The organism is Mediterraneibacter hominis (genome assembly GCF_014287475.1).
GTDB lineage: Bacteria > Bacillota > Clostridia > Lachnospirales > Lachnospiraceae > Mediterraneibacter > Mediterraneibacter hominis.
Window position 1 is genome coordinate 14,755 of the sequence record NZ_JACOPF010000005.1, and the last position, 24,961, is coordinate 39,715.

The 24,961-nt window shown below is 43.5% G+C and carries 20 protein-coding genes; 14 read left to right on the plus strand and 6 right to left on the minus strand.

The window, feature by feature from the left end; all coding sequences use genetic code 11:
• The first annotated feature begins 19 nt into the window (after positions 1 to 19).
• Positions 20 to 1,261, plus strand: coding sequence for a GTPase HflX (gene hflX, locus H8S37_RS15935; protein ID WP_186877209.1), 1,242 nt, complete (start codon positions 20 to 22; stop codon positions 1,259 to 1,261).
• Entirely contained in the window at positions 1,248 to 2,699 is a 1,452-nt protein-coding gene (locus tag H8S37_RS15940; protein ID WP_243207230.1) for an MATE family efflux transporter, read from the plus strand. Before hflX ends, H8S37_RS15940 begins: the two co-directional genes overlap by 14 nt.
• Before the next feature lie 360 nt (positions 2,700 to 3,059).
• Here H8S37_RS15940 and H8S37_RS15945 read toward each other — a convergent pair whose 3' ends face one another.
• The 4 genes from H8S37_RS15945 to ymfI all read right to left on the minus strand — a co-directional run bounded on the left by H8S37_RS15945 (position 3,060) and on the right by ymfI (position 7,561).
• The gene (locus tag H8S37_RS15945; protein WP_186877060.1) at positions 3,060 to 5,084 is read right to left on the minus strand and encodes a DUF6449 domain-containing protein; all 2,025 of its coding nucleotides are present in this window, start codon (positions 5,082 to 5,084) and stop codon (positions 3,060 to 3,062) included.
• Positions 5,059 to 5,961, minus strand: coding sequence for an ABC transporter ATP-binding protein (locus H8S37_RS15950; protein ID WP_186877061.1), 903 nt, complete (start codon positions 5,959 to 5,961; stop codon positions 5,059 to 5,061). Before H8S37_RS15950 ends, H8S37_RS15945 begins: the two co-directional genes overlap by 26 nt.
• Before the next feature lie 98 nt (positions 5,962 to 6,059).
• Positions 6,060 to 6,785 carry a microcompartment protein PduB gene (pduB, locus tag H8S37_RS15955; RefSeq protein WP_186877062.1) on the minus strand — a complete coding sequence of 242 codons (726 nt, stop codon included), beginning with the start codon at positions 6,783 to 6,785 and terminating at the stop codon, positions 6,060 to 6,062.
• Positions 6,786 to 6,829: 44 nt separating this feature from the next.
• On the minus strand, positions 6,830 to 7,561 hold the full coding sequence (gene ymfI, locus H8S37_RS15960) for an elongation factor P 5-aminopentanone reductase (protein ID WP_186877063.1): 732 nt from the start codon (positions 7,559 to 7,561) through the stop codon (positions 6,830 to 6,832).
• Between the two features lie 262 nt (positions 7,562 to 7,823).
• On the opposite strand from ymfI, the gene H8S37_RS15965 reads away from it, so the two are divergent.
• The 4 genes from H8S37_RS15965 to H8S37_RS15980 are packed head-to-tail and all read left to right on the plus strand — an operon-like array spanning position 7,824 to position 10,539.
• Positions 7,824 to 8,381, plus strand: a complete 558-nt coding sequence (locus H8S37_RS15965; RefSeq protein WP_186877064.1) for an HD domain-containing protein — start codon at positions 7,824 to 7,826, stop codon at positions 8,379 to 8,381.
• 23 nt (positions 8,382 to 8,404) lie between these two features.
• Positions 8,405 to 9,190 carry a ParA family protein gene (locus H8S37_RS15970; RefSeq protein ID WP_186877065.1) on the plus strand — a complete coding sequence of 262 codons (786 nt, stop codon included), beginning with the start codon at positions 8,405 to 8,407 and terminating at the stop codon, positions 9,188 to 9,190.
• An 8-nt stretch (positions 9,191 to 9,198) separates the two neighbouring features.
• Positions 9,199 to 10,158, plus strand: a complete 960-nt coding sequence (locus H8S37_RS15975; protein ID WP_186877066.1) for an AraC family transcriptional regulator — start codon at positions 9,199 to 9,201, stop codon at positions 10,156 to 10,158.
• Between the two features lie 42 nt (positions 10,159 to 10,200).
• Positions 10,201 to 10,539, plus strand: a complete 339-nt coding sequence (locus H8S37_RS15980) for a hypothetical protein (protein WP_186877067.1) — start codon at positions 10,201 to 10,203, stop codon at positions 10,537 to 10,539.
• On the opposite strand, the gene H8S37_RS15985 is transcribed toward H8S37_RS15980, so the two are convergent.
• Positions 10,484 to 11,554, minus strand: a complete 1,071-nt coding sequence (locus H8S37_RS15985) for an AraC family transcriptional regulator (protein WP_186877068.1) — start codon at positions 11,552 to 11,554, stop codon at positions 10,484 to 10,486. The genes H8S37_RS15980 and H8S37_RS15985 overlap by 56 nt on opposite strands.
• Before the next feature lie 219 nt (positions 11,555 to 11,773).
• On the opposite strand from H8S37_RS15985, the gene H8S37_RS15990 reads away from it, so the two are divergent.
• The 4 genes from H8S37_RS15990 (at position 11,774) to H8S37_RS16005 (ending at position 18,825) form a co-directional block, all read left to right on the plus strand.
• Positions 11,774 to 13,117: an MFS transporter gene (locus H8S37_RS15990; RefSeq protein ID WP_186877069.1), complete on the plus strand. Its 1,344-nt coding sequence runs from the start codon at positions 11,774 to 11,776 to the stop codon at positions 13,115 to 13,117.
• A 12-nt stretch (positions 13,118 to 13,129) separates the two neighbouring features.
• A complete protein-coding gene (locus H8S37_RS15995) occupies positions 13,130 to 15,823 on the plus strand; it encodes an alpha-L-rhamnosidase (protein ID WP_186877070.1) in 2,694 nt (897 codons plus the stop codon).
• 130 nt (positions 15,824 to 15,953) lie between these two features.
• Positions 15,954 to 17,348, plus strand: coding sequence for a rhamnulokinase (gene rhaB, locus H8S37_RS16000; protein WP_186877071.1), 1,395 nt, complete (start codon positions 15,954 to 15,956; stop codon positions 17,346 to 17,348).
• Between the two features lie 58 nt (positions 17,349 to 17,406).
• On the plus strand, positions 17,407 to 18,825 hold the full coding sequence (locus H8S37_RS16005) for an arabinose isomerase (RefSeq protein ID WP_186877072.1): 1,419 nt from the start codon (positions 17,407 to 17,409) through the stop codon (positions 18,823 to 18,825).
• Positions 18,826 to 18,957: 132 nt separating this feature from the next.
• On the opposite strand, the gene H8S37_RS16010 is transcribed toward H8S37_RS16005, so the two are convergent.
• A complete protein-coding gene (locus tag H8S37_RS16010; RefSeq protein ID WP_186877073.1) occupies positions 18,958 to 19,893 on the minus strand; it encodes a LysR family transcriptional regulator in 936 nt (311 codons plus the stop codon).
• A gap of 232 nt (positions 19,894 to 20,125) precedes the next feature.
• Here H8S37_RS16010 and H8S37_RS16015 point away from each other — a divergent pair, with 232 nt between their 5' ends.
• The 4 genes from H8S37_RS16015 to H8S37_RS16030 all read left to right on the plus strand — a co-directional run bounded on the left by H8S37_RS16015 (position 20,126) and on the right by H8S37_RS16030 (position 24,911).
• Positions 20,126 to 21,592, plus strand: a complete 1,467-nt coding sequence (locus tag H8S37_RS16015) for an SLC13 family permease (RefSeq protein ID WP_186877074.1) — start codon at positions 20,126 to 20,128, stop codon at positions 21,590 to 21,592.
• A gap of 47 nt (positions 21,593 to 21,639) precedes the next feature.
• Positions 21,640 to 22,899, plus strand: a complete 1,260-nt coding sequence (locus H8S37_RS16020) for an FAD-dependent oxidoreductase (RefSeq protein WP_186877075.1) — start codon at positions 21,640 to 21,642, stop codon at positions 22,897 to 22,899.
• Positions 22,900 to 22,961: 62 nt separating this feature from the next.
• Positions 22,962 to 23,519, plus strand: coding sequence for a chorismate mutase (locus H8S37_RS16025; protein WP_186877076.1), 558 nt, complete (start codon positions 22,962 to 22,964; stop codon positions 23,517 to 23,519).
• The gene (locus tag H8S37_RS16030) at positions 23,520 to 24,911 is read left to right on the plus strand and encodes an SLC13 family permease (RefSeq protein ID WP_186877077.1); all 1,392 of its coding nucleotides are present in this window, start codon (positions 23,520 to 23,522) and stop codon (positions 24,909 to 24,911) included. It begins immediately after the preceding gene.
• Positions 24,912 to 24,961: the final 50 nt, after the last annotated feature.

A 24,961-nucleotide genomic window follows, 5' to 3' on the forward strand; every position in this document is an offset into this window, starting at 1 on the left:
ACGGATAAGAGGAGAAATGATGGTAGGTTTTGATTTGAGGGAAACAACAGAAAAGGTCATTCTTGTAGGGGTTCAGTTGGATGGAGCAGAGGATGCAAAATGTTCTCTGGATGAGTTAGAGGAGCTTGCCAGGACAGCAAAAGCAGAGGTCAAAGGAAGAATTATTCAATCAAGAGAAGCAGTGCATCCGGCAACCTATATTGGCAGGGGAAAGCTGACAGAACTAAAAGAGCTTCTGTGGGAAACGGATGCAAACGGGATTATCTGTGATGATGAGCTGACAAGTGTGCAGCTTAGAAATTTAGAGGAAGAGCTGCAGTGTAAAGTTATTGACCGAACTCTCCTAATTCTAGACATTTTCGCGGCGCGCGCTGTTTCGGGGGAAGGAAAGATACAGGTAGAATTGGCACAGCTTCGTTATCGTGCTTCGCGTCTGTCAGGACTTGGCAGTTCTCTGTCTCGTTTAGGAGGCGGGATAGGAACACGCGGGCCAGGGGAAAAGAAGCTGGAGACAGACAGGAGACTGATTCGCGAGAGAATTAGCCGGTTAAAGAGAGAATTAAAGGAAGTAGAAAAACACAGGGATTTAATCCGCAGGGAGCGAAAGGACTCCAGTCTGAAAGTGGCAGCCTTGGTAGGATATACTTCTGCTGGAAAGAGCAGCATTGAAAATAGATTGACGGATGCAAAAATTTTAGAGGATGCAATGCTTTTCTCTACACTGGATACAACGACAAGGACACTGTATCTAAGCCGTACTCAAAAGATTCTGCTGACGGACACAGTGGGATTTATCCGTAAACTGCCGCATCATTTGATAGAAGCATTTAAGAGTACACTGGAGGAAGCAAAATATGCGGATATTATTATACATGTAGTAGATACCTCCAACCCGCAGATGGACATGCAGATGCATGTAGTGTATGATACGCTGCAGACATTAGGGGTACAGGGAAAACCGATTATTACATTGTTTAACAAACAGGACAAGGCAGAAGCAAAGAGCAGTATCAGGGATGGAGCTGCGGACTATTCTATTTTATGTTCTGCGAAAACCGGACAAGGGATGGAAGAATTAAAAGAAGTATTGATGGAAATTATACGCAGGGAGCAGATTTATATTGAGCGTTTATATCCCTTTACAGAAGCATGGAGAATTCAGATTATCAGAAAGAATGGAGAGCTTCTTTTGGAAGAATATACCCCAGAGGGAATTATGACGAAGGCATACGTTCCCAAAGAAATCTATGGACAGGTATAGAGAGGGAAGAGTGCAGGAAAATCCGGAAGGAAGACAAAGGGGAAAGAAGGATAAAATATTGGAAAAACGAAAGGAAGCGATACAGGCGGGAAATCCACTGGGAAGTGCTTCACTGGGCGGGTTGATTGCAAAGTTTGCGATTCCGGCAATCATCAGCATGCTTGTAAGCGCTCTGTATAATATTGTCGATCAGATTTTCATCGGACAGGGAGTTGGAATGTTAGGAAATGCAGCTACGAATATTGCATTTCCGGTTACCATTATTTCAACGGCGACGGCATTGCTTCTTGGAATAGGAAGTGCGTCAAACTATAATTTGGAAATGGGGGCAGGACGGGAAGAAAAAGCATGCAGGATAGCGGGGACAGGGCTTGGAATGCTCGGTATATGCGGAACTGGAATTGCAATCATTATCGTGTTATTTTTGGAACCGCTTCTTCATCTGTTTGGGGGAACACCGGACGTTATGCCTTATGCGGTGGATTATGTGGGAATTACAGCATTTGGACTACCGTTTTTTGTCTTGACTACAGGGGGGAATCATCTGGTAAGAGCAGACAGGAGTCCTACATATTCAATGACATGTATGCTGACAGGGGCGGTGATAAATACCATTCTGGATCCACTCTTTATATTTGGATTCGGATGGGGAATAAAAGGTGCGGCGTGGGCAACAGTAATCGGACAGGCAGCTTCAGGCATTCTTGTGATTGTGTATTTTGCAAAGCTAAAGAGGATGAAGCTAATAAGACAGATGCTGCGTCCTGATGCCGTATGTCTGAGGGCAATCGCCTCACTTGGGCTTGCATCCTGCATTAATCAGATAGCAATGGCAGCTGTACAGATTGCAATGAATAATATTTTAAGGTATTATGGCGAAGCTTCTATATACGGCAGTGATATTCCGATTGCCTGTGTAGGGATTATTACAAAAGTAAATCAGGTATTTTTGGCAATCTGTATCGGGATTTCCCAGGGATGTCAGCCGATTTGGGGATTTAACTACGGAGCGGGAAAGTATGACAGGGTGAAAAGGACATATCGTTATTCTGTTACTCTATGTACAATGGTAGCCGTTCTCTTTTTTGTATGCTTTCAATTTTTTCCACATCAGATTGTGGGGCTTTTTGGCAGTGGAAGTGAACTGTATTTCCAGTTTGCCGAACATTATCTAAAGATTTTTATGCTGCTGACTTTTGTCAATGGAATCCAGCCGATGTCCTCCGGATTTTTCACATCCATTGGAAAAGCAAGGCTTGGAATTGTGATGTCTTTGACGAGGCAGGTCATTTTTCTCTTGCCCTTGATTCTCATTTTCCCAATTTTTATGGGAATTGATGGCGTGATGTTCGCGGGGCCGATAGCAGACGCCGCGGCATTTACACTCGCAGTACTATTCGCAAGAAAAGAACTGAAAAAGATGAAAATAGAAAGTTAACGAAGCAACAAGCAGTGCGAAAAGAACAGGCAAACTCTGTGACATGCTCGCATGTAAACAGAAGTTTGTCTGCTTCTTTTCATTTGGCGGCTGCCGATAGCGAAATGGAGCGTATGCGAAATTGAGCTGGCACTGCAGAAGTTGGTAAAAGGGACGTGTGAAAGAGAGGCTTTGCAACGTTCGTCAGGGCTTCGCCGAAATTCCTCACTTATGCAAAGCATCTCTTTCACACGCACACTTTCGCCAGCTTAAGTTTATAATTCGTAACGGAAAAAATCGGCTTCACGCTTCTATGCATTTCCAATCGGAAGTAGTATAGATACTTCTAATTGAAGGGCTATAACAACGTGAACCATTTCGTCAATTAACTTTGTGGTATTCTTTTAGGCGGCATTTTACTTCGGCATAGGAGTTTGTCTCTTTATTTTCGATTTTTACCTTTGGATTTTCAGACAGGGGATAGAGGAGGGGCTGTACATCAAATTCCTCTGGAACCAGCCTGTTTTTCCATGCTTCAATTTCTTCTGGAGTTTCATAGACGTTTCTTATTACTCCACCGTTGTAGCCATTTGGGACAGAATAGTGGGTGAAAATTTCTATGGAAATGATTGGATAGTCAGCAATAGACTTAGCTGTGTCTATTCCTATGGACTGAAGCAGGGCATTTGTCTGTGTAAAAAATGGATAAACTAAAATTTCTGTCGCAGTACCGCTTTTTTGTGACTCAATAGTTAAAATTCCTGTAGGCAAATCTTCTGAAAGAGATTCCATTTTCATCTGTAATACATCTGCGGAACAGGCGTCCAATAAACTTTTTTTGTCATCAGAAGATAATGAAAGGGGTATATCTGTGATCCCGTCAGACCAGGTGAACAGATCTTTGCTGGTATCTCCGAGATAATCGGGGTTAGAGACAGGGTAGGCGATTGCTTTATATTCATTCGTTTCATAGACAGAGGAAAAGGAGGAGAACATTTCCTTACTGAGTGCATAAACGCGGTAATGTTCTTTTTTATTCTTTAAGTGATAGCAGACGGTTGCGGTAGTGTAAGAGGCTTCTTCATATGCAGGCTGTCTGGAAGAAGCTTCCTTTGATTCAATAAGGGACTGGAGCCAGGACATACCGAGTGCTTTGGCTTCTCCTGAAAAACGATAAAGATCTAATTGTTTATCTGTTGCATAAGAATTGCCGTACATTATTTCTGAGTACATATCTTCGTCCATGTCAAGTCCTGCAATACTGATACTTAGAGAGTCTACCTGTTCGCTTTGGGGGAAATAAGAATCATAAGCAGAAGCACCTGCAAGGAAAGCACAGCTTGTACAGACAGCGGCTGCTCCGGTAAGGAAAGGCTGCATTTTACGGCGCAGAAGGATTCTATGGGAATCCTGTACGAGCGCTTCCAGGAGAAGATGCAGCAGAAAAGAGACGATTGCAATACATATAAAAGAGAACAGAACTGCCAAACCTAAGTTTGTCTGTGTAACATTGGTTATATGGAACAGAAAACTGGTACATAAAAGTCCGGCAAGGAAAGTAAGAAGAATTTCTGTAGTTCGTTCTGCCAGAGTAAAAGCAAAAATTTTGCCGGCCATTTCTGGTTTTCGTTTTTTCTGTCCCAGTGCGAAAAGGCAAAATAGCAAAAGAATCCATATAGCTGCCGTCAAAAGCAGACTGCCGGCAGGGGTATAGGTAAGGACAAGTGTTTTATCAAACAGAAAGGTACCGCACAGGGTGCGGCAGAACTCAAAGGGAACCAGGCACGCATATAAGGATTCAAGAAGAGGAGATTTATAATATGTCTGAAAGCAATTTTGAGACAGCGGCAGAAATACATGATTTATCAGAAGATGAAAATAGCATAAAAATCCTGTAGACAGAAGTGCGGCAGGAATGAGGCCGCCGCATAGAACGACAGAACAGATGACAACGTGGTACAACAGAAGAAAAACGCCTGCATAGACCAAGATACTCTTGGAGGTGTAAGACAGAATATATGGATAAAATGTAAGATCCACACTACTCTGATAAATACTTAATATTGCCATAGAAAGGGACAGCGGCAAAAGAAAATGGAAAAGCCCGTGCAGATAGCGTGTCCAGAAGATACATGTCTTCGTGACAGGGAGGCTGTAGTAAAGGGCCAGTTTCTTAGGCTGCAATAAATAGAAAAATTCGGTAAATCCTAAAGCGACCCCAAGCCCAGTGCATATATAGAGGAGTTCTGTGCTTCCGATACCGAAAAAAGTATATTCTGTATCAACACTTAAGACAGTTATTTTTATAATACAGTAAATACAGAAAGCGCTCCAAGAGAGAAATGCGGTAAGATGCCCTCTTTCGGCTTCTTTTATCCAATTAAAGAAAGACTTTGCGGATGTCATAACCATTTTCCTCCATCTGCGTCATAAAAATTTCTTCCAGCGTCAAAGAAATATTTTCAGAGAAAACAGGGTGCTTTTCCTGAATTTTCTGCTGTATTGTCTGTAGGTCTCCTTTTGCGATAATCGTGGAAAAATATCCGTCCGTATGGCAGTGTATGACATATAGCTCTTTTCGGAGTTCTTCGATCGATTCTTTACTAGAAAATACACATTGCATTTTATAGACGTCTGCTGTGCTATGGGATATATCGGCGGAGGTGATAAGTCCCCCTTTGTGGAGGATTCCTATATTTTGACAAATATCTTGCAAAGCATCCAATTTGTGAGAAGCTACAAGGACAGTAAAATTCCGGCGCGTCATTTCCTGCCTGAAAAGATTCTTCATAAGTTTTGTGGCAATCGGATCAAGGCCGTCAAATACTTCATCACAAAATACATATCTGGTTCCTGCACATAAGGCAAGGATAAGAAATGCCTGGCGCTTCATGCCTTTGGAAAAGGTGCGTAAGGGAAAGCACATATCCAGATTCAGAGCCTCCGCCATATAGGAGACGGAATCTGTGTCTAGATTAGGATATTGGCGCTTGTAAAACTGTGCCATTGTTTCCAGTGAAGCATTTGGGAAGTAATAGGGCTCATCTGGAAGACAGAAAAAAGATTGCTTGGAATCTGCACAGAGAGAAGGGGAGACACCGTCTATTTTAACTGTCCCTTCATCTGCGGTAAGAATACCCGACAGGATTTTAAGCAGGGTACTTTTTCCCGCACCGTTTGTGCCGAGAAGTCCGAAGAAATTTCCGTCCGGTATGGTAAGTGAAACATGATTTACAGCACAAAGGCTGCCGAAATATTTTGTAAGATTATAAAGTTCAATCATAGCACGCCTCCTAGAATATATGGAAGAAACACCAGGCTGGCACCTATGTCGGGTACGCCAAATTTTGTGCACAAAAAACAAACAATTCGCCTTTTTAATTACAGATATGGCTGAGTGGGAGTTTCAGGGCAGCTTCCCATAGACACGAGAAGCTGTAAGCCAATGTCCCGTGCAGTGAGGACAGCATTTTTGACAGCGCTCGCCTCACCAGTGACGGCTACAATTACTTCATTAGAATGACTGGTTCCTATATCCGGCGTCATATAACGGATTATCTCGACGGGAGAAGATTTTACAGCAAGATCTGCCATTACAAGCCCAATGGCGGCAGGGGAGCCGCAGAAGAAACCAAAAGGCTTGCCAAGCGGGGCACCAAAGGCGAAAGAAAGAGCCTGATCCGCGCTGGCGGAATAAGTAAATTCCAAATGTCCGGCTTCGCTGATGTAAAGCTCACCGGCATATTTTGCAGTAAATTCCAGTGAGATTTCCACAGCACGCCGCACGTCGGAGACATTCTCACCGCCAATGATGATGAAATTACCATGGCCGCCCCATCCTTTTGTATCTCTTGGAAGCTGAATAGATATAACTTCTGTGTTGGTAGATTTGACTGCTTCGTCCACTGCGTTGATCTGTCCGGCAGCTCCGGTGCGGGAGCTTAGTATGCCGAGGCTTTTGTATGGTTTATCCAGGTGCATCTGCGCCAACAAGGAGGGTTCCACTCCTGGTATGACAAGACCGATGGTGTCAAGTACGGTGGTTCCTACAAATTCAGAAAGTGTACAGTCCATGGGGATTTTTGTCAGTTCATTTACATTTATCATATCGAAGATACTCCTTTATTGTCTTGAATGTATTGGAAAATTATTTATAAAAAGCCCCCGTCCAGTCCAATAATCTGTCCGGTAAGATAAGGATGCCCGCAGGCAAGAGAGAGGGCAAGCTCTGCTACTTCTGTTGGTGTGCCAAATCGTCCGGCGGGAATTTCTTCTTTCAGTGCAAATCGTTCAGCTTCTGAAAATTGGTCGTTCATACATGTGTCAATAACACCGCAGGCAATGGCATTTACCTGGATATTTGAAGGGGCCAGCTCTTTTGCCAGTGCTTTTGTGAGTCCGTTCATTCCAGCTTTTGCCGCCGAATAGGCAGCTTCGCAGGAGGCGCCCGATGTTCCCCACATAGAAGAAATATTGATGATTTTCCCCTGTTTTTGTCTGACCATATAAGGGATGGCAGCACGACAGCAGTAGAATACGGAAAAAAGATTCGTGCGCATTAATTCTTCCCATTGCGGATTAGTCATATCCTGTAACAGACCTATGTGCGATACGCCGGCATTGTTAATGAGGACGTCCAGTCCGGAACAGGTTTGTGAAATGGTATCGAATATCTGATCCACATTCTCAGGATTTCCTACATCACCGGGAACGATTGTACAGGAGGCGCCGATTGCTTCTAATTCGCGGCGTACGGTTTCCAGATCATCAAGGGATTTCCGGCAGTTTAAAAATACATGAAATCCTGCTTTTGAAAAGACAAAAGCACAGGCACGGCCGATCCCGCGGGACGCGCCTGTTATTAAAACATTTTTTTTGTTCATAGGCTACCTCGATTTTTTATACCCTGAAGGGCATACCGCAACTTACTCCCTTCGGGATGGCGGGCTTCGCCCGATAAGGTATACCCTGAAGGGCATACCGTAATTCATTCCCTTCGGGAGGACGGGCTTCGCCCGATAAGGTATATCTTATTTTATAAGTATAGCGTATCCGATAAAATTTGTATACTGTTTTCATTGTGATTCCAAAGGGCATATGGTATGATTTTATTGAAGGTTTGAGGCAAGGAGGCGGCGATAAAAGATGATAGATGAAGCCATAGAATTTGCGACGAAAGCACATGCGGGGCAGTTCAGAAAAGGGACAAAAAGACCCTATATTGTACATCCGATAGAGGTGGCTGACATTGTAGCTACAATGACGCAGGATGAAGAAATTATCAGCGCGGCGGTACTCCATGATACGATTGAGGACTGCCGGGAGGTTACAGAAGACATACTGAAAGAAAAATTCGGAGAGCGTGTGGCATCTATGGTGGCATTGGAAAGCGAAGATAAGTCCAAAAGCTGGGAGGAGAGAAAAGGCGCGACGATTATCCGGCTGAAAAATGCGCCCAGACCGATACAGATGATAGGATTAGCGGACAAGCTGTCGAATATGAGAGATATTGACCGGGATTATCCGGCAGAAGGAGAGAACCTTTGGAAACGGTTTCGGATGCAAAGTAAATCAGCGATTGCATGGTATTACCGGGGGGTACAAGAGGCGCTGGAACAGGACTTCGCGGGAGTGGAAGCATATGAGGAGTACTGCAGGCTGGTAGAGAAGAATTTTGGTTCTGATATAGAACCGTTTATATAGACAGTGAAAAGGAGAGGCGCAGCATGAGAAAAACAAGAGTAATCTGTTTTGCAAATAATAAAGGCGGGAGTGGTAAATCAACGACCTGCTCGAACGTAGGGTACGGTATGACAGAATTGGGGAATAGAGTGCTTCTGATTGACGGAGATATGCAGATGAACCTGTCCTTATCTCTTTTTGATGAAGAGAAGGTGCTGGAATTTGCACAGGGAAGCAGGAACCTTTATGAAGGAATCAAAAGACAGGATGACCTCAGGGACTATATTGTGCACTCTCCTTATGAAAACCTGGATTTGCTTCCCTCCTCTACACTAATGAGTTCTATAGAATATGAATTGTTTACGAAATGGCAGAGAGAATATATATTAAAAAAAGGAATGAAAAATATTGTAGAATCGGGCAGTTATGATTATATATTGATTGATGCGCCGCCGACACTTGGGGGATGGGTGATGAATGTGCTCTGTGCATCAGATGAAGTAATTATCCCGGTAGAATCTACTCCCTGGGGGCTCTTTGGACTGGGCAACATGTTTGAATTTCTGGAAGAAGTGCGTCAGATTGCGCCGGACTTAAAATTAGGCGGGATTGTGATTACAAAAGTAGATACGCGAAAGAACTATTTTAAACAGACGCTGGAGACATTAAAAGAATTAGAGAACGTAAAAGTATTTGACACTTATATCAGAGTGGACAGTGCAGTTGAGTGGTCGCAGGATAATAACGCGCCGGTTATCGCATATAAGAAAAACAGCCGCAGCGCCGGAGAATATATGGAACTTGCAAAAGAAATCACAGGGCAAAGTTAGGTGATGGAATGGATGCCGAATTATTAAAAGAATTATCCGTTATTACGGAGGAAGAGAAGAAGATACTGGACGAGAGGAAGGGGATTGATCCCAATATTTATACAGAGAAAAAGGATATGGTGATTGACTGTGAAAAGCTTTTGCAGAAGGGAAAGCTGATTCAGGTGCGGCCGCATACCAGGTTTGTTCGTTTTCCAAAGCACAGACATAATTATGTGGAAGTGATTTACATGTGCCAGGGATCCACCACCCATATTCTGAATGGAAATAAGGTCGTTCTGGAAGAGGGCGACCTGCTTTTTTTAAATCCGAATGCGGTGCAGGAAATCCTTCCAGCAGGGGAAGATGACATAGCCGTAAATTTTATCGTTTTGCCGGAGTTCTTTGATACGGCATTTTCTATGATGGGCGAAGAGGAAAATTTACTCAAAGATTTTCTTATCAAAGCCTTGTGCGGAAGAGATGAAGATACTGCATACCTGTATTTCCATGTGGCAGGTATTCTGCCGGTACAGAATTTGATAGAAAATATGGTCTGGACGATTTTCTATGATTCTTCTAATAAAAGAAGCTGTAACCAGATAACCATGGGGCTTCTTCTCTTGCAGCTTCTGAATTATATGGACAAGATGGAGGTAGGCAACCGGCAGTTTGACACAGAGCTGACAGGAAATGTATTGAGCTATGTAGATGAACATTATAAAAACGGCACCTTGTCAGAATTGGCAGAGATGATGGGATATGACGTATACTGGCTGAGCAGGGAGATAAAAAAAAGGACTGGAAAGACATACAAAGAGCTTTTGCTTTCTAAAAGGATGCAGCAGGCCTCCTATCTTTTGACAAAGAGCAGTCTGCCGGTGACGGATATTATCGAGCTGGTGGGATACGACAACAGCAGTTACTTTTACCGGAAATTTAAAGAAAAATACGGGCTAAGCCCAAAGGAGTACCGCAAGAGACAATGATAAATGCAGCGCTATATAATTGTATGTGGAAGGGGAGGAAGGATGAAAGATTTCTTGAAACAAGAGAAAAAAGAATTCATTGGATTAATTACATCTGTCGTCTTGTTACTTTGGTTTTGGTATATAGACAGCGAAATCGATACGGTTTTTATCATCTTTATAATTATAGACTTGATCATAATCATGGTGGATGCAATCATAACGGTAAAAAAAGAAGAAAGAAATAAAGATATTTTTTCTGAGGGAAATAGAGAGCTCCAAACAGGGGTAGGCGTGACTCGTATCACGCCTACCCCTGAAATTGTGTCGGGCTACCCGTATATATTTATTTTCTGTTTGCTTTTCGAAATGCAAAGGGGGTTGTTCCATATCGCTTCTTAAACTTTTTTCGGAAACCGAAAGGTGTAGCATACCCCAGCATATCTGCAATCTTATCGATAGAACAATCTGTTTCCAGTAATAGTTGGACAGCTTTACGCATTTTAATTTCCAGCATATTTTCCTGATAATTTTTCTGTGTATAATTTATAAGAATACGAGAAATCTGTCTCTCGCTATATCCAAAAAATAAGGCCAAATCTGAAAGCTTCAATGTCTGATAATGCTCCTGCATATATGCCAGAAGGAGTGTCACATCATGATTTCTATTACTGATCCCATCGTGATATACGTTGGCATGCACAGTATGCCTGTTTAACAGTCGGGCAAAGAGAAGCCTTAAGTAGGCTTCCTTTGTCTGTTCGTGATAAGGACGGCGGTAACGGATTTCTTCCAGTAGATTTATAACCAGGGTTTTTAACAGTGTATCCGTTTCGGTATGAAATAATAGATAAGAGTTTGTCTTGTAGCGGTAGAGTACGTCGCTAAAGAAAGTATGTAAAATATCATTTTCAGTAAAATTCGAAAAAAATGTTTTTTGAAAAATGGAAGAACGGATCATAATATTTACAATCCGGCATCTGTCGTTGAAAGCGGAGATCCCGTGCTGTGTATTTGGTCCCATGATGAGAAAATCGCCTTCGGACAAATGAAGGATTTGATTGCCGGAATAATTTTTACACTCTCCGGTCAAAACAAATACGATTTCCAGATATGTATGGCCGTGGAGTAAAGTGGGCATATAATTCGGCGGAACGTGGGCGTAAATATCTGTATGGAAATAATTTAAAATACTGTCGTCAATATTGTTATGAAAGACGGTAGACACCTGATAGGATTTATCTTTGAAATAAGGGGAATTTTCTGCCTTGAACAGAGAAAGAACGTCAGATTGTCTGCAAGGCGAGTCTAAGTGGAACTCTGGATGTTCTAGATAATAAGCTTTATTGTATGCTTCCTCCTCTAATGTAAGGGAATCTATCCGAAACGTGTGTGTGAGACTGATATATTCAGACATTGTGTATTCTTCTCCTGATTCTGTAAGAGTTTATTGGATTATACGTCGTGCCTGACCTGACAGGTTAAAAAGAGTATAGCAAAGGATAGCTTTTAAGTAAACGATTTTAAGAGAAAAATGTCTGAAAAGTAGCTGATTTTGTCTGGTCAGATTGTTTTATAGATAGGAAAAACACATTAAAATGGGGACATATTGAAGAAAAGACAAGGAGTGAAAATTATGAGTAAGGACAAAGTAACGCTGAAAGAGAAAATCTCCTATGTGGCAGTGAATTTGGGAAATATTCCAATTACAACTCTTATGAGTACATATTTATTGATTTTCTACACGAATATTGTCGGGTTAGATCCGGCAGATTGCGCAACTCTGTTTTTGATTGCGAGAATCGTAGACGCTTTAAATGACCCTATTGTAGGCTTTTGTATTGATCATCTGCCAAATACAAAGTATGGACATTTTCGTCCTCCGTTGGTAGTAGGAACGATTTTGTGCAGCTTGAACTTTTTGCTGATCTGGTTTGGCCCGTTGATGGCAGAAGGTGGGAAACTGGTGATTGCTTATATTTCTTATCTTCTGATCGGCGTGTTGTTTCCGGTTATGGATATTTCCCTGAACAGTATGCTTCCGGTTATGACGACGGATATGAACGAACGAAATTCCTTAAGCGCGATCAAAGGTCTGTTTTATACTTTAGGTGTGTTGGGAATCAGCACAGCGGCTCCTATGATTTTAGGTGACACCTCTAATCAGGCAGGATATGTCCGCTTGGTATTGATTGTCACAGCGTTTGTAGCCGTTTTGTCAATCGGAGGTACTGTCGGATTAAAGGAACGCGTCAAACCGCAGCCGGGCAAGAGATACGGTGTGAAGGATTTATTTAAAATCATGGGGCAGAGACCAATTTGGTCAACCTTTCTGGCTTCTCTTTTGTATATGGTAGGCTTTACTATTATGAACACGGTAAACGCGTATTACTATACATATGTTATGGGAAATCTTCAGTTGTTCAGTGTAGTTTCCATGGTACAAACGATAGCGGTATTTCCGTCTATGTTTTTGCTGAGTGCGCTTATCAAGCGATTCGGAAAGAAAAAATTATATCTGGCAGGACTGGGGATATTCGGTATCCTTCCAATTATGCGTATGCTTGACGCTACCAGCATTCCGCTATTGATGGTAGTAACACTTCTGATCGGATTTGGACAGGGGCTTTGTATGGCCTTGCTGTATGGAATCCAGGCGGACAATACGGATTACATAGAGGTTAAGACTGGACAGAGAGCAGAAGGAGCTGTTTCTTCCCTTTCCAGCTTTATCACGAAATTTGCGATGGGAGTAGGAGGGGCAATCCCGGGATACTTATTGGCGTTCGCAGGTTTTGACGCGGCGGCTGCGACACAGCCGGAGGCGGTAATCCATGTAATTATGATTTGTCTGGCTGTAATTCCGGCTGTATTTACCTTTGTTGCGGTGATCGTTTTCGGAAGATTTTATCCGCTGAACAAGGAAAAACTGGAAGAACAGAACCAGTATCTTGCAGAGCTTAGGGCAAAATCAGAATAGGAGGACAAGGCTTTGAGGCTAGAAAATTTGACAGTAGAACATCAGAGGGAACCTTTAGGTATCGATGTGAAAACACCCCGTTTCGCATGGGTGATCGTAAGTGACGAGGAAAATGTATTGCAGAGGGCGTACCAGATAGAAGTGTTTGTTGAGGGAGTGTGCATCTGCAACACAGGTAGGATTGAAACGGATCAGAGTATTGAAGTTACAGTAGATGCTCTGTGTTTACGCCCTAAAACGCGCTATGACGTAAAAGTAGTTGTCTGGGACAATAAAGGGAATACTGCAAAAGGAAACACAGTCTTTGAAACAGGGTTGCTTGAGGAAAAATGGAAGGCGGGCTGGATAGAGCCAAATCAGATTCCGACAGAGCCGACTACGGATTTCGATACAGTGAGTGAATTTAAAATTGTGACAGAGTCGAATCCAGACAGAGACTTTAAAGAATTTCAGCCTGTGAAGTATATTCGTATCCCGACAACAGTGAAAGAGAAGGTGAAAAGAGCGCGGGTCTATATGACGGCACACGGCGTATACCGCCTGGAAGTAAACGGTGCGCGGCCGGATAATAGAGAGTTTGCTCCGGAAAACAGCGCATACGAAAAGGTTCTATATTACCAGACATATGACGTAACAGAGCAGCTTTTTACAGGGGAAAATATCTTTGGAGTTATGCTGGCAGACGGTTGGTGGAGTGGCAGAGTGGGAGCAAGCGGTGATAGCTGCCAGTATGGTGATAAAGTGGGACTTTTGTTCCAGGCAGAAATTACATATGAAAATGGAGAGGTGCAGACTATCACTGCGGAAAACGCGTTATCTTCCACGGGGCCACTTGTATTTTCCGATATTTTTGTGGGAGAAAAATATGATGCAGGAAAAGAGATGGACGGTTGGAATCGTCCTGGATTTGATGACAGCACTTGGGAAAAAGTAAATCCGGCAGATTATACAACCGAAAATGTAGCAGGGCAGTACGGGGAACCGGTAAGACCCATACAAGTGTTAAAACCGGAGCGTATTCTGCGTACACCAAAAGGCGAAATGGTTGTAGATTTGGGGCAGGTTATCGCCGGACAGATGGAATTTACAGTGACATGCGAAGCAGGCAGGGTAATCCGTCTAGAGCATTCTGAAGTGCTGGATAAGGACGGAAACTACTATAATAATATTCTCGGAATAAATAAGGAGCAGACGGATTTTTATATCACAAAGAAAGGACAGCAGACATATAAGCCTTATTTTACGTATCATGGTTTTCGTTATGTAAAGGTGAGTGGATGGCCAGGAGAACCGAAGGCAGAGGATTTTAAAGCCTATGTATTGACGTCGGAGATGCAGGATATTGGAAACTTTGAAACTTCGGATGAAAGAATCAATCGCCTGCAAAAAAATATCTGGTGGAGCCAGATTGCGAATACACTGTCAATTCCAACAGACTGCCCCCAGAGAGAACGGGCGGGTTGGACTGGAGACATTATGGCGTACGCGCCGACTATGGTATTTTTAAGACAGAGCAATGCCTTTTTGACAAGGTGGATGCAGTCGCTTAGAGCAGATCAATTAGAGGACGGACAGGTGCCAAGTGTTGTTCCGTATTTGAAAGCCTATAAGGCGGTGCAGAATTTATTTGGTACGAACAGTAGCTGTGGCTGGGGGGACGCGGTACTCAGAGTCCCATTGGCGGTATATCAGGCATATGGAGACAGAAAGATTTTGGAAGAAAATTATGATGCGATGAAAAAATGGCTTGCCTATATCCAAAGAACTGCCGAGAACCAACATCCAGAGGAATATGATACTTGGGATGAAACACATAAAGAGAGAAGCAGATACCTTTGGAATACAGGTTTCCATTTTGGGGACTGGCTTGTGCCGAGTATGGTATTAAATAATCCAGACGGCGGCGCAATGATAGAAACAGCATTCAAGACCAAAAAAGTTGTTGCGCCGGCATATTATGCTTATAGCACGAGCCTCATGGCAGAAATGGCAGAGATACTCGGTAAAGAGCAGGATAAAAAATATTTTGAAACTTTGAATAGAAAAATCAGAAAGGCATTTATCGAGGAATATGTCCATGAAGACGGAACCATTGAGGAGGATTTACAGGGGCTTTATGTGATAGCCTTGAAAAATGGTTTGGTTACGGAGAAAATCAGACCTAAAATGGCGGCACACCTAAGAAAAATGATTGCAGAAAATAGAGGATGTCTTGATACAGGGTTCTTGAGTATTCTTTTTCTTATGGATGTGCTGTGTGAAAACGATATGCGCGATGTAGCGTACAGCTTGCTGTATCAGAACAAATGCCCGAGCTGGTTGTATGAAGTGGAAAAGGGTGCAACGACTATGTGGGAAAGCTGGGGAGCGATTTCGGAGGACGGAACCGTCAGTACATACAGCTACAATCATTACGCCTTCGGTTGCGTGGGTGAGTGGCTGTATCGTGAAATTGGCGGAATTAATATGGAAGCTCCGGGGTATAAAAAAATCAAAATTTCCCCGCATATGGATTGCGGTCTTACAAGTGCGCAGACAAGTTTTTACAGTCCATACGGTCTGATCTCTGTGAAATGGGAAATTACCAGCACAGGAAGTAAAAATGTACAGGTTCAAATTCCGGTAAATACGACAGCGGATATTGCGATAGAGGGAATGGAAGCCAAGACGGTTGGAAGTGGAAGTTACTCTTTTATAATTCAATAAAGAAAAATATAAGGAATAGGATTGACACTGCAAATGAGGACGGTATTTTTCATAAATAGCGTCCTTTTTTTGTCCTTGTTTTTCTTTTATAATATAAATATGTTGAAAAAATACGAAGGAGGCACGAAAAATGGATAAATATTATTTAGCCATTGATATTGGGGCATCCAGTGGACGTCACATGCTGGCATCTATCCAGGATGGGAAGATGCAGCTTGAAGAAGTGTACCGCTTTCCGAATGGGATGGATAATAAGGACGGTACTCTGTGCTGGGATGTAGACCGACTGTTTACAGAGATCAAAAACGGCCTGAAGAAATGTAAAGAAGTCGGCAAGATTCCGGTGTCTATGTCCATTGATACATGGGGCGTGGATTATGTTTTGCTGGACAAGGATGACAATATCTTAGGAGATACAGTCGGATACCGCGACAGCCGCACAAATGGTATGGACGAGAAAGTATACGAAAAAATTTCCCTGGAAGATTTATATAAGAGAACGGGAATTCAAAAGCAGATGTTTAATACCATTTACCAGCTGATGGCGGTGAAAGAGACACATCCGGAATATATGGAGAAGGCAGAAGCGCTTCTTATGATTCCTGATTACTTCCATTTCCTGCTGACAGGGGTGAAGAAGAACGAATACACCAATGCGACTACAGGACAGCTCATCAGCCCTAAGACAAATGACTGGGACTACGAATTGATGGAACTGCTTGGATTTAATACGAAAATGTTCCAGCCGGTATCTATGCCGGGAACCGTTGTTGGAAACTTTACAAAGGAGATTCAAGAGGAAGTTGGCTTTGACTGTACCGTCGTACTTCCTGCAACTCACGATACAGGTTCGGCAGTGCTCGCAGTACCGACAAACGACGACAACGCGATCTATATCAGTTCTGGGACATGGTCATTGATGGGAATTGAACGGAAAGAAGCGGACTGCTCTCTTGAGAGCATGAAGGCAAATTTCACAAATGAAGGCGGTTATGATCATCGCTTCCGTTTTCTGAAGAATATTATGGGTCTGTGGATGATCCAGTCTGTAAAGAAAGAATTTACAGAAGATTTATCCTTTGCAGAAATCTGTGCAAGAGCTTCCAAAGAAACGATCCCGTCAATCGTAGATTGTAATGACGACTGCTTCCTGGCACCGGATAGTATGATTGAAGCAGTACAGAAGTTCTGCAGGGATACAAACCAGCAGGTTCCGGAGAGTGTGGCGGAGATTTCTGCGGTTATCTATAACAGTCTGGCAAAATGCTACGGTGATACCATCAAAGAGATTGAAGAAATCACCGGAAATACATATGATACAATCTATGTGGTAGGAGGCGGCTCCAACGCGGGATACTTAAATGAACTGACAGCAAAGTATACCGGCAAGAAAGTATCTGCGGGACCGGGAGAAGCCACTGCAATCGGAAATGTGATTGTGCAGCTTTTACATGACGGCGTGTTTAAGAACTTGCCGGAGGCAAGAGAGTGTGTAAGAGAGTCATTTGATATAAAGATGTATTAGAACTGTCAAATACGGGAGAGGATTCCCAGACAAGTTTGGAAATGAAGGAGGAGAAAAAATGTTAGTTGAGACAAAAGCAAAAGTAGGTGTATTTTCAATCGCGTTAGGAGCATACCTGCCGCAGTTCCCGTCTTTAGTACCAGAATTTGAGGCACAGTATGATGCGTTTAAGAAAACACTTCCCGAGACAGTGGAAATTATTGACGGCGGAATGGTAACAACAAAGGAGCAGTCCCAGGAAGCGGGCAATTTATTCCGCGCGGCAGATGTAGATCTTGTATTTATGCAGCTGCTTACTTATGCAACATCCTATAACATGCTTCCGGCAGTGAAGGATCTGGATGTTCCGGTTGTACTTGTCAATGTACAGAAATTAAAAGCATTGGATTACGATCATACAGATATTGCGTCCTGGCTTGGAGAAGGCTATGCATGCGGCGCTGTCGGCGAGATGGTGGCAGACCTTGAGAGATATGGCAAGAGACACGCAGTGATTACCGGTGTTGTCGAAGGAGGCGATCCGGCTGTTCAGTCAGAAATTGAGAGCTGGTGCCGCGCTGCACAGGTAAGAAGAAGATTCCGCGACACTAATATTGCGCAGATCGGAAGACCTTATCCGGGTATGATGGATCTCTACATTGATGAGTCCAATCTGTACAGAAGAATGGATTTGTATACGAAACAGTTCGACTGGGAGAAGATGTGGGCGATTGCGGATGACATTACAGACGAAGACGCGATCCGCGCAAAGGCACAGGACATCCTGGATACATTCGATATCGAAGGCGGCGGAAGCATTGAAGAAGTATGGGAGATGGCAAAATATGTCGTAGCTTTTGAGCAGTGGGTGAAAGATGAAAAGCTTGGTCTGATTGCTTCCCACTATGACGGCTTTGCACAGGGAAAAGCCGGCGTTCTTGACAGTATGCTCATTCCTGCATTTTCCATGCTGATTAAGCAGGGGACGGCATGTGCGGTAGAAGGAGATATGAAGGTTGCTATGGCAATGAGCATCTTAAAGACAATCTCCGGAACAGGACAGCTTGCGGAGATGTACTCTATTGACTTTAACGACGATATTGCCATCATCGGACACAGTGGATCTGGTGATGCGGATATTTCCGATAAGAAACCGACTATGAAGATTGTGAAAGTATTCCACGGTAAAACAGGCGGCGGCTATCTGACACAGTTCTATCCATACACAGGTCCTGTTACCTATCTGGCTATTACACAGGATGGAGACGGACACTTTAAGTTCATTGTTGCAGAAGGCGTGAATGAGGAAGGCAAGATTCTTTCCTTTGGCGATACAAATATGAGAACACGCTTTACCTGCGGAGCAAGAGAATTTGTAAACCGCTGGAGCGAATGTGGACCGACACATCATTTTGCGGCCGCTACAGGCAGACATATCGATACAATACTGAAGGTAGCGAAGATCTTTAATGTTCCGGTTGATATTGTAACTAGATAAAGGAAGAGATTCCGCAGTAAAACAGCCAATAAGGCGAAAGCCTTTTGGAATATAAAAAATTATTTTTCAATTTTTCCTCCAAAAAAGTTAGAAAAATAAAAACCTAACCCAAAGAAAAAGAACTCTGTAAAATCATTTTGTGATTTTACGGGGTTCTTTTTCTTCGCTGTTAAGGCGATCAAACGGATAATGCGTAACATAGCGTGTGAAGCTTCGAATGGAAGGATAGTCGAGAAGCTCTTTTAGTGTGACATAGTATATCCGCCGGACAATCACTTCTTCCAGGGGAATAATCCGAAACTCTTTTGTCTGCATGGAACGGGCGATAGAATCCGAGGAAAAACCAACGCCGAAATTCTGCGCGGCGAGCCGGACGACTGCATCTGACTGGCTTGTTTCACAGATACACGCAGGTGTAATGTGATATTGTTCAAAATACTGGACAAGCTGGCGGTAAAAAGCGGAAGCTCTGGAGGGCATTATAACTGGTACATTATGAAGCTCCCTGAGGGAGAGAGACTTCTTTCCGGCAAAAGGATGCCCGGAAGAAACAACGGCAACGTAGCGATCCATCATGATCCTTCGAAAGAATAAATCCTTTTGCAGTTCAAATTGCTCGTCAGAACCAATGATGAAAGCGCTGTGCAGCTTCCGCTTTAAAAGCTGCTCGAGCAAAATAGAGGTGCCGTCAATTTTCAAGTCGTACTTTAAATTAGTATAAAGCTTTCGATAGTCTGCCAATACTTGAAAAAGGTTAATGTAACCGGCAATCCAGAGCATACCGATACGAAGAGTACCCTCCTGTAAAATACTGTGTTTATGCATTAATTCGGAAAGCTGCGTGGTTTCACCTACAATACGCTGTGCATGAACCAGGAATTGCTCTCCTGCCTCGCTTAAGCTTACAGACTTAGAATGTCGGATAAGCAGGGAGATTCCAAGCTCCTTCTCCAGATTGATAATCTGCTGGGAGAGGGAGGGCTGGGAAATGTATAGATTTTTAGCGGCGGCAGAAATGCTTTTTTCTTTTGCAATTTCAAGAAAATAGCGTAATTGTTGAAGTTGCATAAAATTCTCCTTTCTGCTGTTATAAATAGATATAAAAAATATAAAACAAGTACAAAAAATGGAGGTGTTATAGGAAAAACCTATCGATATAATAATATAATTATATTTTACAAATGTCAATTTCATTCATAAGATATAAATAAATGAAAAACATGTCGACAGTGTTTTGCGTAAAGGGCAGCAAGAAACGGACAGGTTTTTGCCAGGCCCTATGAAAGGAGAGAGTAGCAAGATGGCTGATAAAGCTGTGAAAAGTAAGGAAATATTTTTTTTGATTTTATCGTTAGCGATTATCATTGGCTCCAGGCTGGTGCCTGAATTTGGGGGGCTTTCTTCAGATGCAATCGCTGTATTAGGAGTGTTTTTTGGTTCATTGGTTATGTGGATTACGATTTCTATTGACTGGCCGAGTATGCTTACTCTGCTCGCGCTGGGATTCATTCCCGTGTTTGGATTTACACAGACATTTGCGGGGGCGTTTGGAAATTCGACTGTTGCATTTTTGATTTTTACCTTTATGCTGGTCTATCCACTGGCAAAGACAAATTTTGTAAGAAGATGTACGGTATTGTTCATCACAAACAGGATTGCGCGGAAAGGCCCCTGGTTTTTCGTCTGCTTTCTGCTTGCCGCGGTGACATTTATGGGATTATTTGTCTCACCGTCTGTACTGTTTGTAGCGTTCATGCCGTTTTTGGAGGATATTTTCCGCGTTTTGGAAGTGAAAAAAGGCGGCAAAACAGGAAATATGCTTATGATGGGAACTGCGTTTTGTATCAGCTTGTCCTCCGGTATGACGGCAATCGGCCATGTGTGGCCGACGATGGCGATTGGATACTATACAGCGGCAACGGGAAATGATGTGAATCAATTTCAGTATATGGCAATGGGTATCCCGACCGGTATCATTTTAATCACACTTTTGATTCTTGTTTTTAAATTTTTCTATCGTCCCGACGATATAGAACAGTTAAGGCCGGAGAAGGCGATGGGCTTGAAAGGAACGGTTCCGGCGGCAGATTTAAAAGAAAAAATTATTTTAGGGGTTGTGTTCTTCACTGTATTTTTATGGGTGGCACCCAGTCTGTTAAAAGGACCTATGCCGGAACTCTACGCGACGATAAATAGCTGGTCAACAGCAATGCCGCCGCTTTTAGGATGCATTATCCTCTTTATTACAAAAACAGACGGAAAGCGGATTTTGGACTTTAAAGAAGTATCAACTAAAGGTGTGCTTTGGGGCAGCGTGCTGATGACAGGGGCAGCGACATGGCTTGGTTCCTGCCTTACAAACGAAGAGATTGGAGTAAGCCAGTGGCTGACAGATACATTGTCTCCGCTGACGGCAAACCTGCCTGTGATAGGCATGATTCTGTTCTTTATGACATGGGCGATCATAGAGACAAACTTTTCTTCCAATATTGTGACAACTACGGTGGTAAGTTCGGTTGCTCTTTCTGTTTTGACGGCGCTTCCGGCAGGGTCTGTTCACGTAGGTGCGGTAGTCTGCATGGTAGGCGTATGTGCGGCAATCTGCAACATGACGCCGGCAGGACAGAGTACAATTAATACGGTGGCGATTGGTTCCGGCTGGACGACAACGAAATCCATGTTTATATGGGGTGGAATCTTTGCGGTAATGGCGATTCTCGTATTGACTTTCATTTCCTATCCGATCGGTTCCGTTGTAATTGGATAAAGGAAAGAGACAAAGATGTAAAAAAGTAAAAGAAGCGAGGGACGCATATGAAAAGAGTATATATGTATGACGTAGTAGTTACCGGCGGAGGGACGGCAGGCGTGGCGGCTGCGGTAGGCGCTTCTAAGGCAGGGGCGAAGACACTGCTTATCGAGCGCAATCCATATTTGGGCGGTGAAGCGACACATTCGGGGGTGAGCGCATTTTGTGGCTTCTATTCCTGTGGGGCAGATCCGGTTCGCGTAGTAAAAGGTGTTGGGGACTTGGTGCTGGAAGAAATGAAGCATCTGGGAGTAGGAACAGATGATGTTATTTCCCCGTCTGGAAACAGGAATATTAACTTCCGGCCAGAGTATTTAAAGTGTGCATTGGATAATCTTATGATGCGGGAAAAGGCAGACTTCTTCCTCCATGCCTACGTGATCGGGGCAAAAAAAGAGGGAAGAAATTTACAAGTGCTTAGGTGCATGGATGATGAAGGAGAATTCGAGGTAAAGGCGGCTTGCTTTGTAGACGCTTCCGGAGATGCTAATCTGGCACATCTGTCCGGAGCAGAGACGATCTGGGGCGATAGAGAGAAACAGGTACAGGCGGCGACAATGCCATTTCGTATGAGTGGAGTGGACACCTCCTGCGATATGTCTCCTGCCGCGGTGGAAAAAGCGATTCTAAAAGCAAAAGAAGAAGGAATTCCACATCTTACAAAGGAAAAAGGATTCATTTTGAAAAATAAAGGATCGGATATTGTGACTGTACTGCTTCCTAGCGTTCTGCCAACGGGACTTTCCGCAGAAGAACTGACCAGACTTGAGACAGAGACGAGGAAACAAGTGCTCTATTATGTACAGGCATTAAAAAAATATATGCATGGAATGGAGTTGGGAGAGCTCTCTGTCATTGGCCCGTCTATCGGTTTTAGAGAAACGAGGAAGATGAAAGGGCGCAAGACGATCACCGCGGAGGATGTACTGACACGACGCAAATATGAGGATGGAGTGGCACGCGGTGGCTGGAAGCCGGAGATACATAAGGATGTGAATAAAATGGGTACCTATCTGGAAGTAGAGAAGGGGAGTTACTTTGATATTCCCCTGGGGGCATTACAGTCAGCGGATATAGACAATCTATATGGAGCAGGAAGAATGGTATCGGCAGATGAGACAGCATTCGCGGCAGTCAGAGTCATGGGAACCTGCTTTGCAACGGGACATGCGGCGGGAGTGGCAGCAGCCCTGCAGGCGTTATATGGCGCGGCGGACGTAGAGAATGTACGCGCAGAATTGAAAAGACAGAAAGCGTTGGTATAAAATAAAAGGTGGAGCTCTACATTTGGGGCTCCATAGAAAAATAGAAAAGGGTGATAAAGGTAATGACATTAGAAGAAATAAGATGTGAAATAGACAATGTAGACACACAGATGAAAGAGCTCTTTCTAAAACGTATGGAATGTGCAAGAAATGTGGCACAGGAGAAAAGCCGGACAGGGGGCGACGTATATGTACCGGAGAGGGAGGAAGAGATCATCAGAAAACGTACGGAGGATGTAAAAGAAGTACAGTCGGAATATATAGAATTTCTCCGGTACCTGATGACTGTCAGCAGAAAATATCAATATGGTTTCTTGTCTGGTATGCAGGACAGCGTGATAGAGAAGGCTCTGAAGGTGCAAAAAGAGAAGGCGGTCGAGGGAAACAGGGTGGAAATTACCTTCCGCATGGATAAAGAGAAGAATAATTTGTACCATTTTTTGAATGTCCTTCATCTGAATGGCATCCGGATAGAGAAGCTGTCTCTGGAAAGTGAAGGGCAGATACAGACCGCTGTTATACTACTGGAGGGAAACCTTGAGAACAGTGAAATGCGGCGGGCGCTGTGCCAGATTGGAAAAGAGGCATTTGATTTTTCGATAACGGTGATGAGCGAATAAATGAAAGAGATATGGAAAGAATATGTCCTTCCGGACAGGGCGGACAGACAATGGTACAGCCGTCTTTTTATGAGCTTTGTGCTTCCGGCAGTCCTCTTTTTCTTACGCCCTGTCGGTATGGATCTAAGGGAGTCTGCGGTGACTGCGGGAGTGGTTTTGGCGATCATCTGGTGGAGCAGCGGAATCGTAAAGAAAATTCCGGCTGCTGTGTTCCTTTTGCTGTTGTTCATGCTGGTAAGCCAGACAGGGTATCAAACCGTATTTTCATTTCCCCTGTCGGAAACGTTTCCCATGCTGGTGATTACCTATCTGTTCAGCAGGGCGATCTCCAATGCGGGAATGATCGACCGGATATGCAGTCCGCTGCTTGAAAGAGTCGTACATACGCCGTTTCAGTGTCTTTTGGCGGTGATCGCCTTGTTCTATCTGACTATGTATGTGATCCCGCAGCCTCTGGCGCGGCTGATTATCGTGGCGGCAGTGTTTGACAGATTTTTAAAGCAGGCGGAAGTACCCAGGCAGGTCTATTCTGTGCTGATGTACGGGGTATTTCTGTTCTATGCTATGGTAAATATGTCTGCAAAAGACGCGGACATGATCATGAATTATGTGGCTGCGGGATTTGCCGAACAGCAAATTACAAACGGGATGTGGGTAAAGGCAATGTTTCTGCCTACGCTTATCTTATGCATTTTTATACTGGGGCTGTTTCTGCTTCTATTTAGAAAACAACTGCAAGGATATAAGATTGTGGTAAAAGAAAAGGCAGAAAAACAACCGTTTACCAGACAGCAAAAAACAGCCATGGTGATTATCTGTATGACGGTACTGTTGTGGATGACCCAGGGACTGCATGGTGTGAATAATACACTGATAAGCGCGGTTTCCACAGCGTTGTTGTATGGCATAAGGATTTTACACAGAGAGGACATCAAAGCGATTGATGTGACGACATTGATTTTTCTGACTGCGGCGTTTTCTATCGGTGGAGTAATGGAGGCGTGCGGAGTTGCAGATAAGGTGTTTGGAGCTTTGCAGGGGTTCTTTCCCCAACAGTTGTCTGTGCCATACTTTCTGATTATGATTTTCGCAGGAATGGCACTGCATATGGTGCTGGGAAGTAATACGACGACCCTGTCTGTGATTGTACCGGGAATGATGATTATATGCGGCGGACTGGTACCAGAGGAGGTCATAGTTTATATTGGCATTATCAGCGTATCCTTCCATGCTGTTCTGCCATTTCACTCTGTGTCCTTGATGATTGGTACGTCGGACGGCTATTTCCCGTCTAAATATGTGACAAAATTAGGAATTCCTGTGACTGTGCTTGTATACCTGGCGGCGATTTGCTTATTTTTGCCGTACTGGAAGCTTATACAGTTGATTTAGAAGAGAGAAAAACTGCCATAGCGGTATGAGAATACTGGCTGTGGCAGTTT

Excerpts from the sequence above, each read along its gene's own strand:
- ymfI (WP_186877063.1), bottom strand. The coding sequence starts at position 7,561 with ATGAACAAAAAAAATGTTTTAATAACAGGCGCGTCCCGCGGGATCGGC.
- rhaB (WP_186877071.1), top strand. The coding sequence starts at position 15,954 with ATGGATAAATATTATTTAGCCATTGATATTGGGGCATCCAGTGGACGT.
- H8S37_RS15970 (WP_186877065.1), top strand. The coding sequence starts at position 8,405 with ATGAGAAAAACAAGAGTAATCTGTTTTGCAAATAATAAAGGCGGGAGT.
- H8S37_RS15940 (WP_243207230.1), top strand. The coding sequence starts at position 1,248 with ATGGACAGGTATAGAGAGGGAAGAGTGCAGGAAAATCCGGAAGGAAGA.
- H8S37_RS15985 (WP_186877068.1), bottom strand. The coding sequence starts at position 11,554 with ATGTCTGAATATATCAGTCTCACACACACGTTTCGGATAGATTCCCTT.
- H8S37_RS15950 (WP_186877061.1), bottom strand. The coding sequence starts at position 5,961 with ATGATTGAACTTTATAATCTTACAAAATATTTCGGCAGCCTTTGTGCT.
- H8S37_RS16015 (WP_186877074.1), top strand. The coding sequence starts at position 20,126 with ATGGCTGATAAAGCTGTGAAAAGTAAGGAAATATTTTTTTTGATTTTA.
- H8S37_RS15965 (WP_186877064.1), top strand. The coding sequence starts at position 7,824 with ATGATAGATGAAGCCATAGAATTTGCGACGAAAGCACATGCGGGGCAG.
- H8S37_RS15975 (WP_186877066.1), top strand. The coding sequence starts at position 9,199 with ATGGATGCCGAATTATTAAAAGAATTATCCGTTATTACGGAGGAAGAG.
- H8S37_RS15980 (WP_186877067.1), top strand. The coding sequence starts at position 10,201 with ATGAAAGATTTCTTGAAACAAGAGAAAAAAGAATTCATTGGATTAATT.
- H8S37_RS15945 (WP_186877060.1), bottom strand. The coding sequence starts at position 5,084 with ATGACATCCGCAAAGTCTTTCTTTAATTGGATAAAAGAAGCCGAAAGA.
- hflX (WP_186877209.1), top strand. The coding sequence starts at position 20 with ATGGTAGGTTTTGATTTGAGGGAAACAACAGAAAAGGTCATTCTTGTA.
- H8S37_RS16005 (WP_186877072.1), top strand. The coding sequence starts at position 17,407 with ATGTTAGTTGAGACAAAAGCAAAAGTAGGTGTATTTTCAATCGCGTTA.
- H8S37_RS15990 (WP_186877069.1), top strand. The coding sequence starts at position 11,774 with ATGAGTAAGGACAAAGTAACGCTGAAAGAGAAAATCTCCTATGTGGCA.
- H8S37_RS16020 (WP_186877075.1), top strand. The coding sequence starts at position 21,640 with ATGAAAAGAGTATATATGTATGACGTAGTAGTTACCGGCGGAGGGACG.
- H8S37_RS16030 (WP_186877077.1), top strand. The coding sequence starts at position 23,520 with ATGAAAGAGATATGGAAAGAATATGTCCTTCCGGACAGGGCGGACAGA.
- H8S37_RS16010 (WP_186877073.1), bottom strand. The coding sequence starts at position 19,893 with ATGCAACTTCAACAATTACGCTATTTTCTTGAAATTGCAAAAGAAAAA.
- pduB (WP_186877062.1), bottom strand. The coding sequence starts at position 6,785 with ATGATAAATGTAAATGAACTGACAAAAATCCCCATGGACTGTACACTT.
- H8S37_RS16025 (WP_186877076.1), top strand. The coding sequence starts at position 22,962 with ATGACATTAGAAGAAATAAGATGTGAAATAGACAATGTAGACACACAG.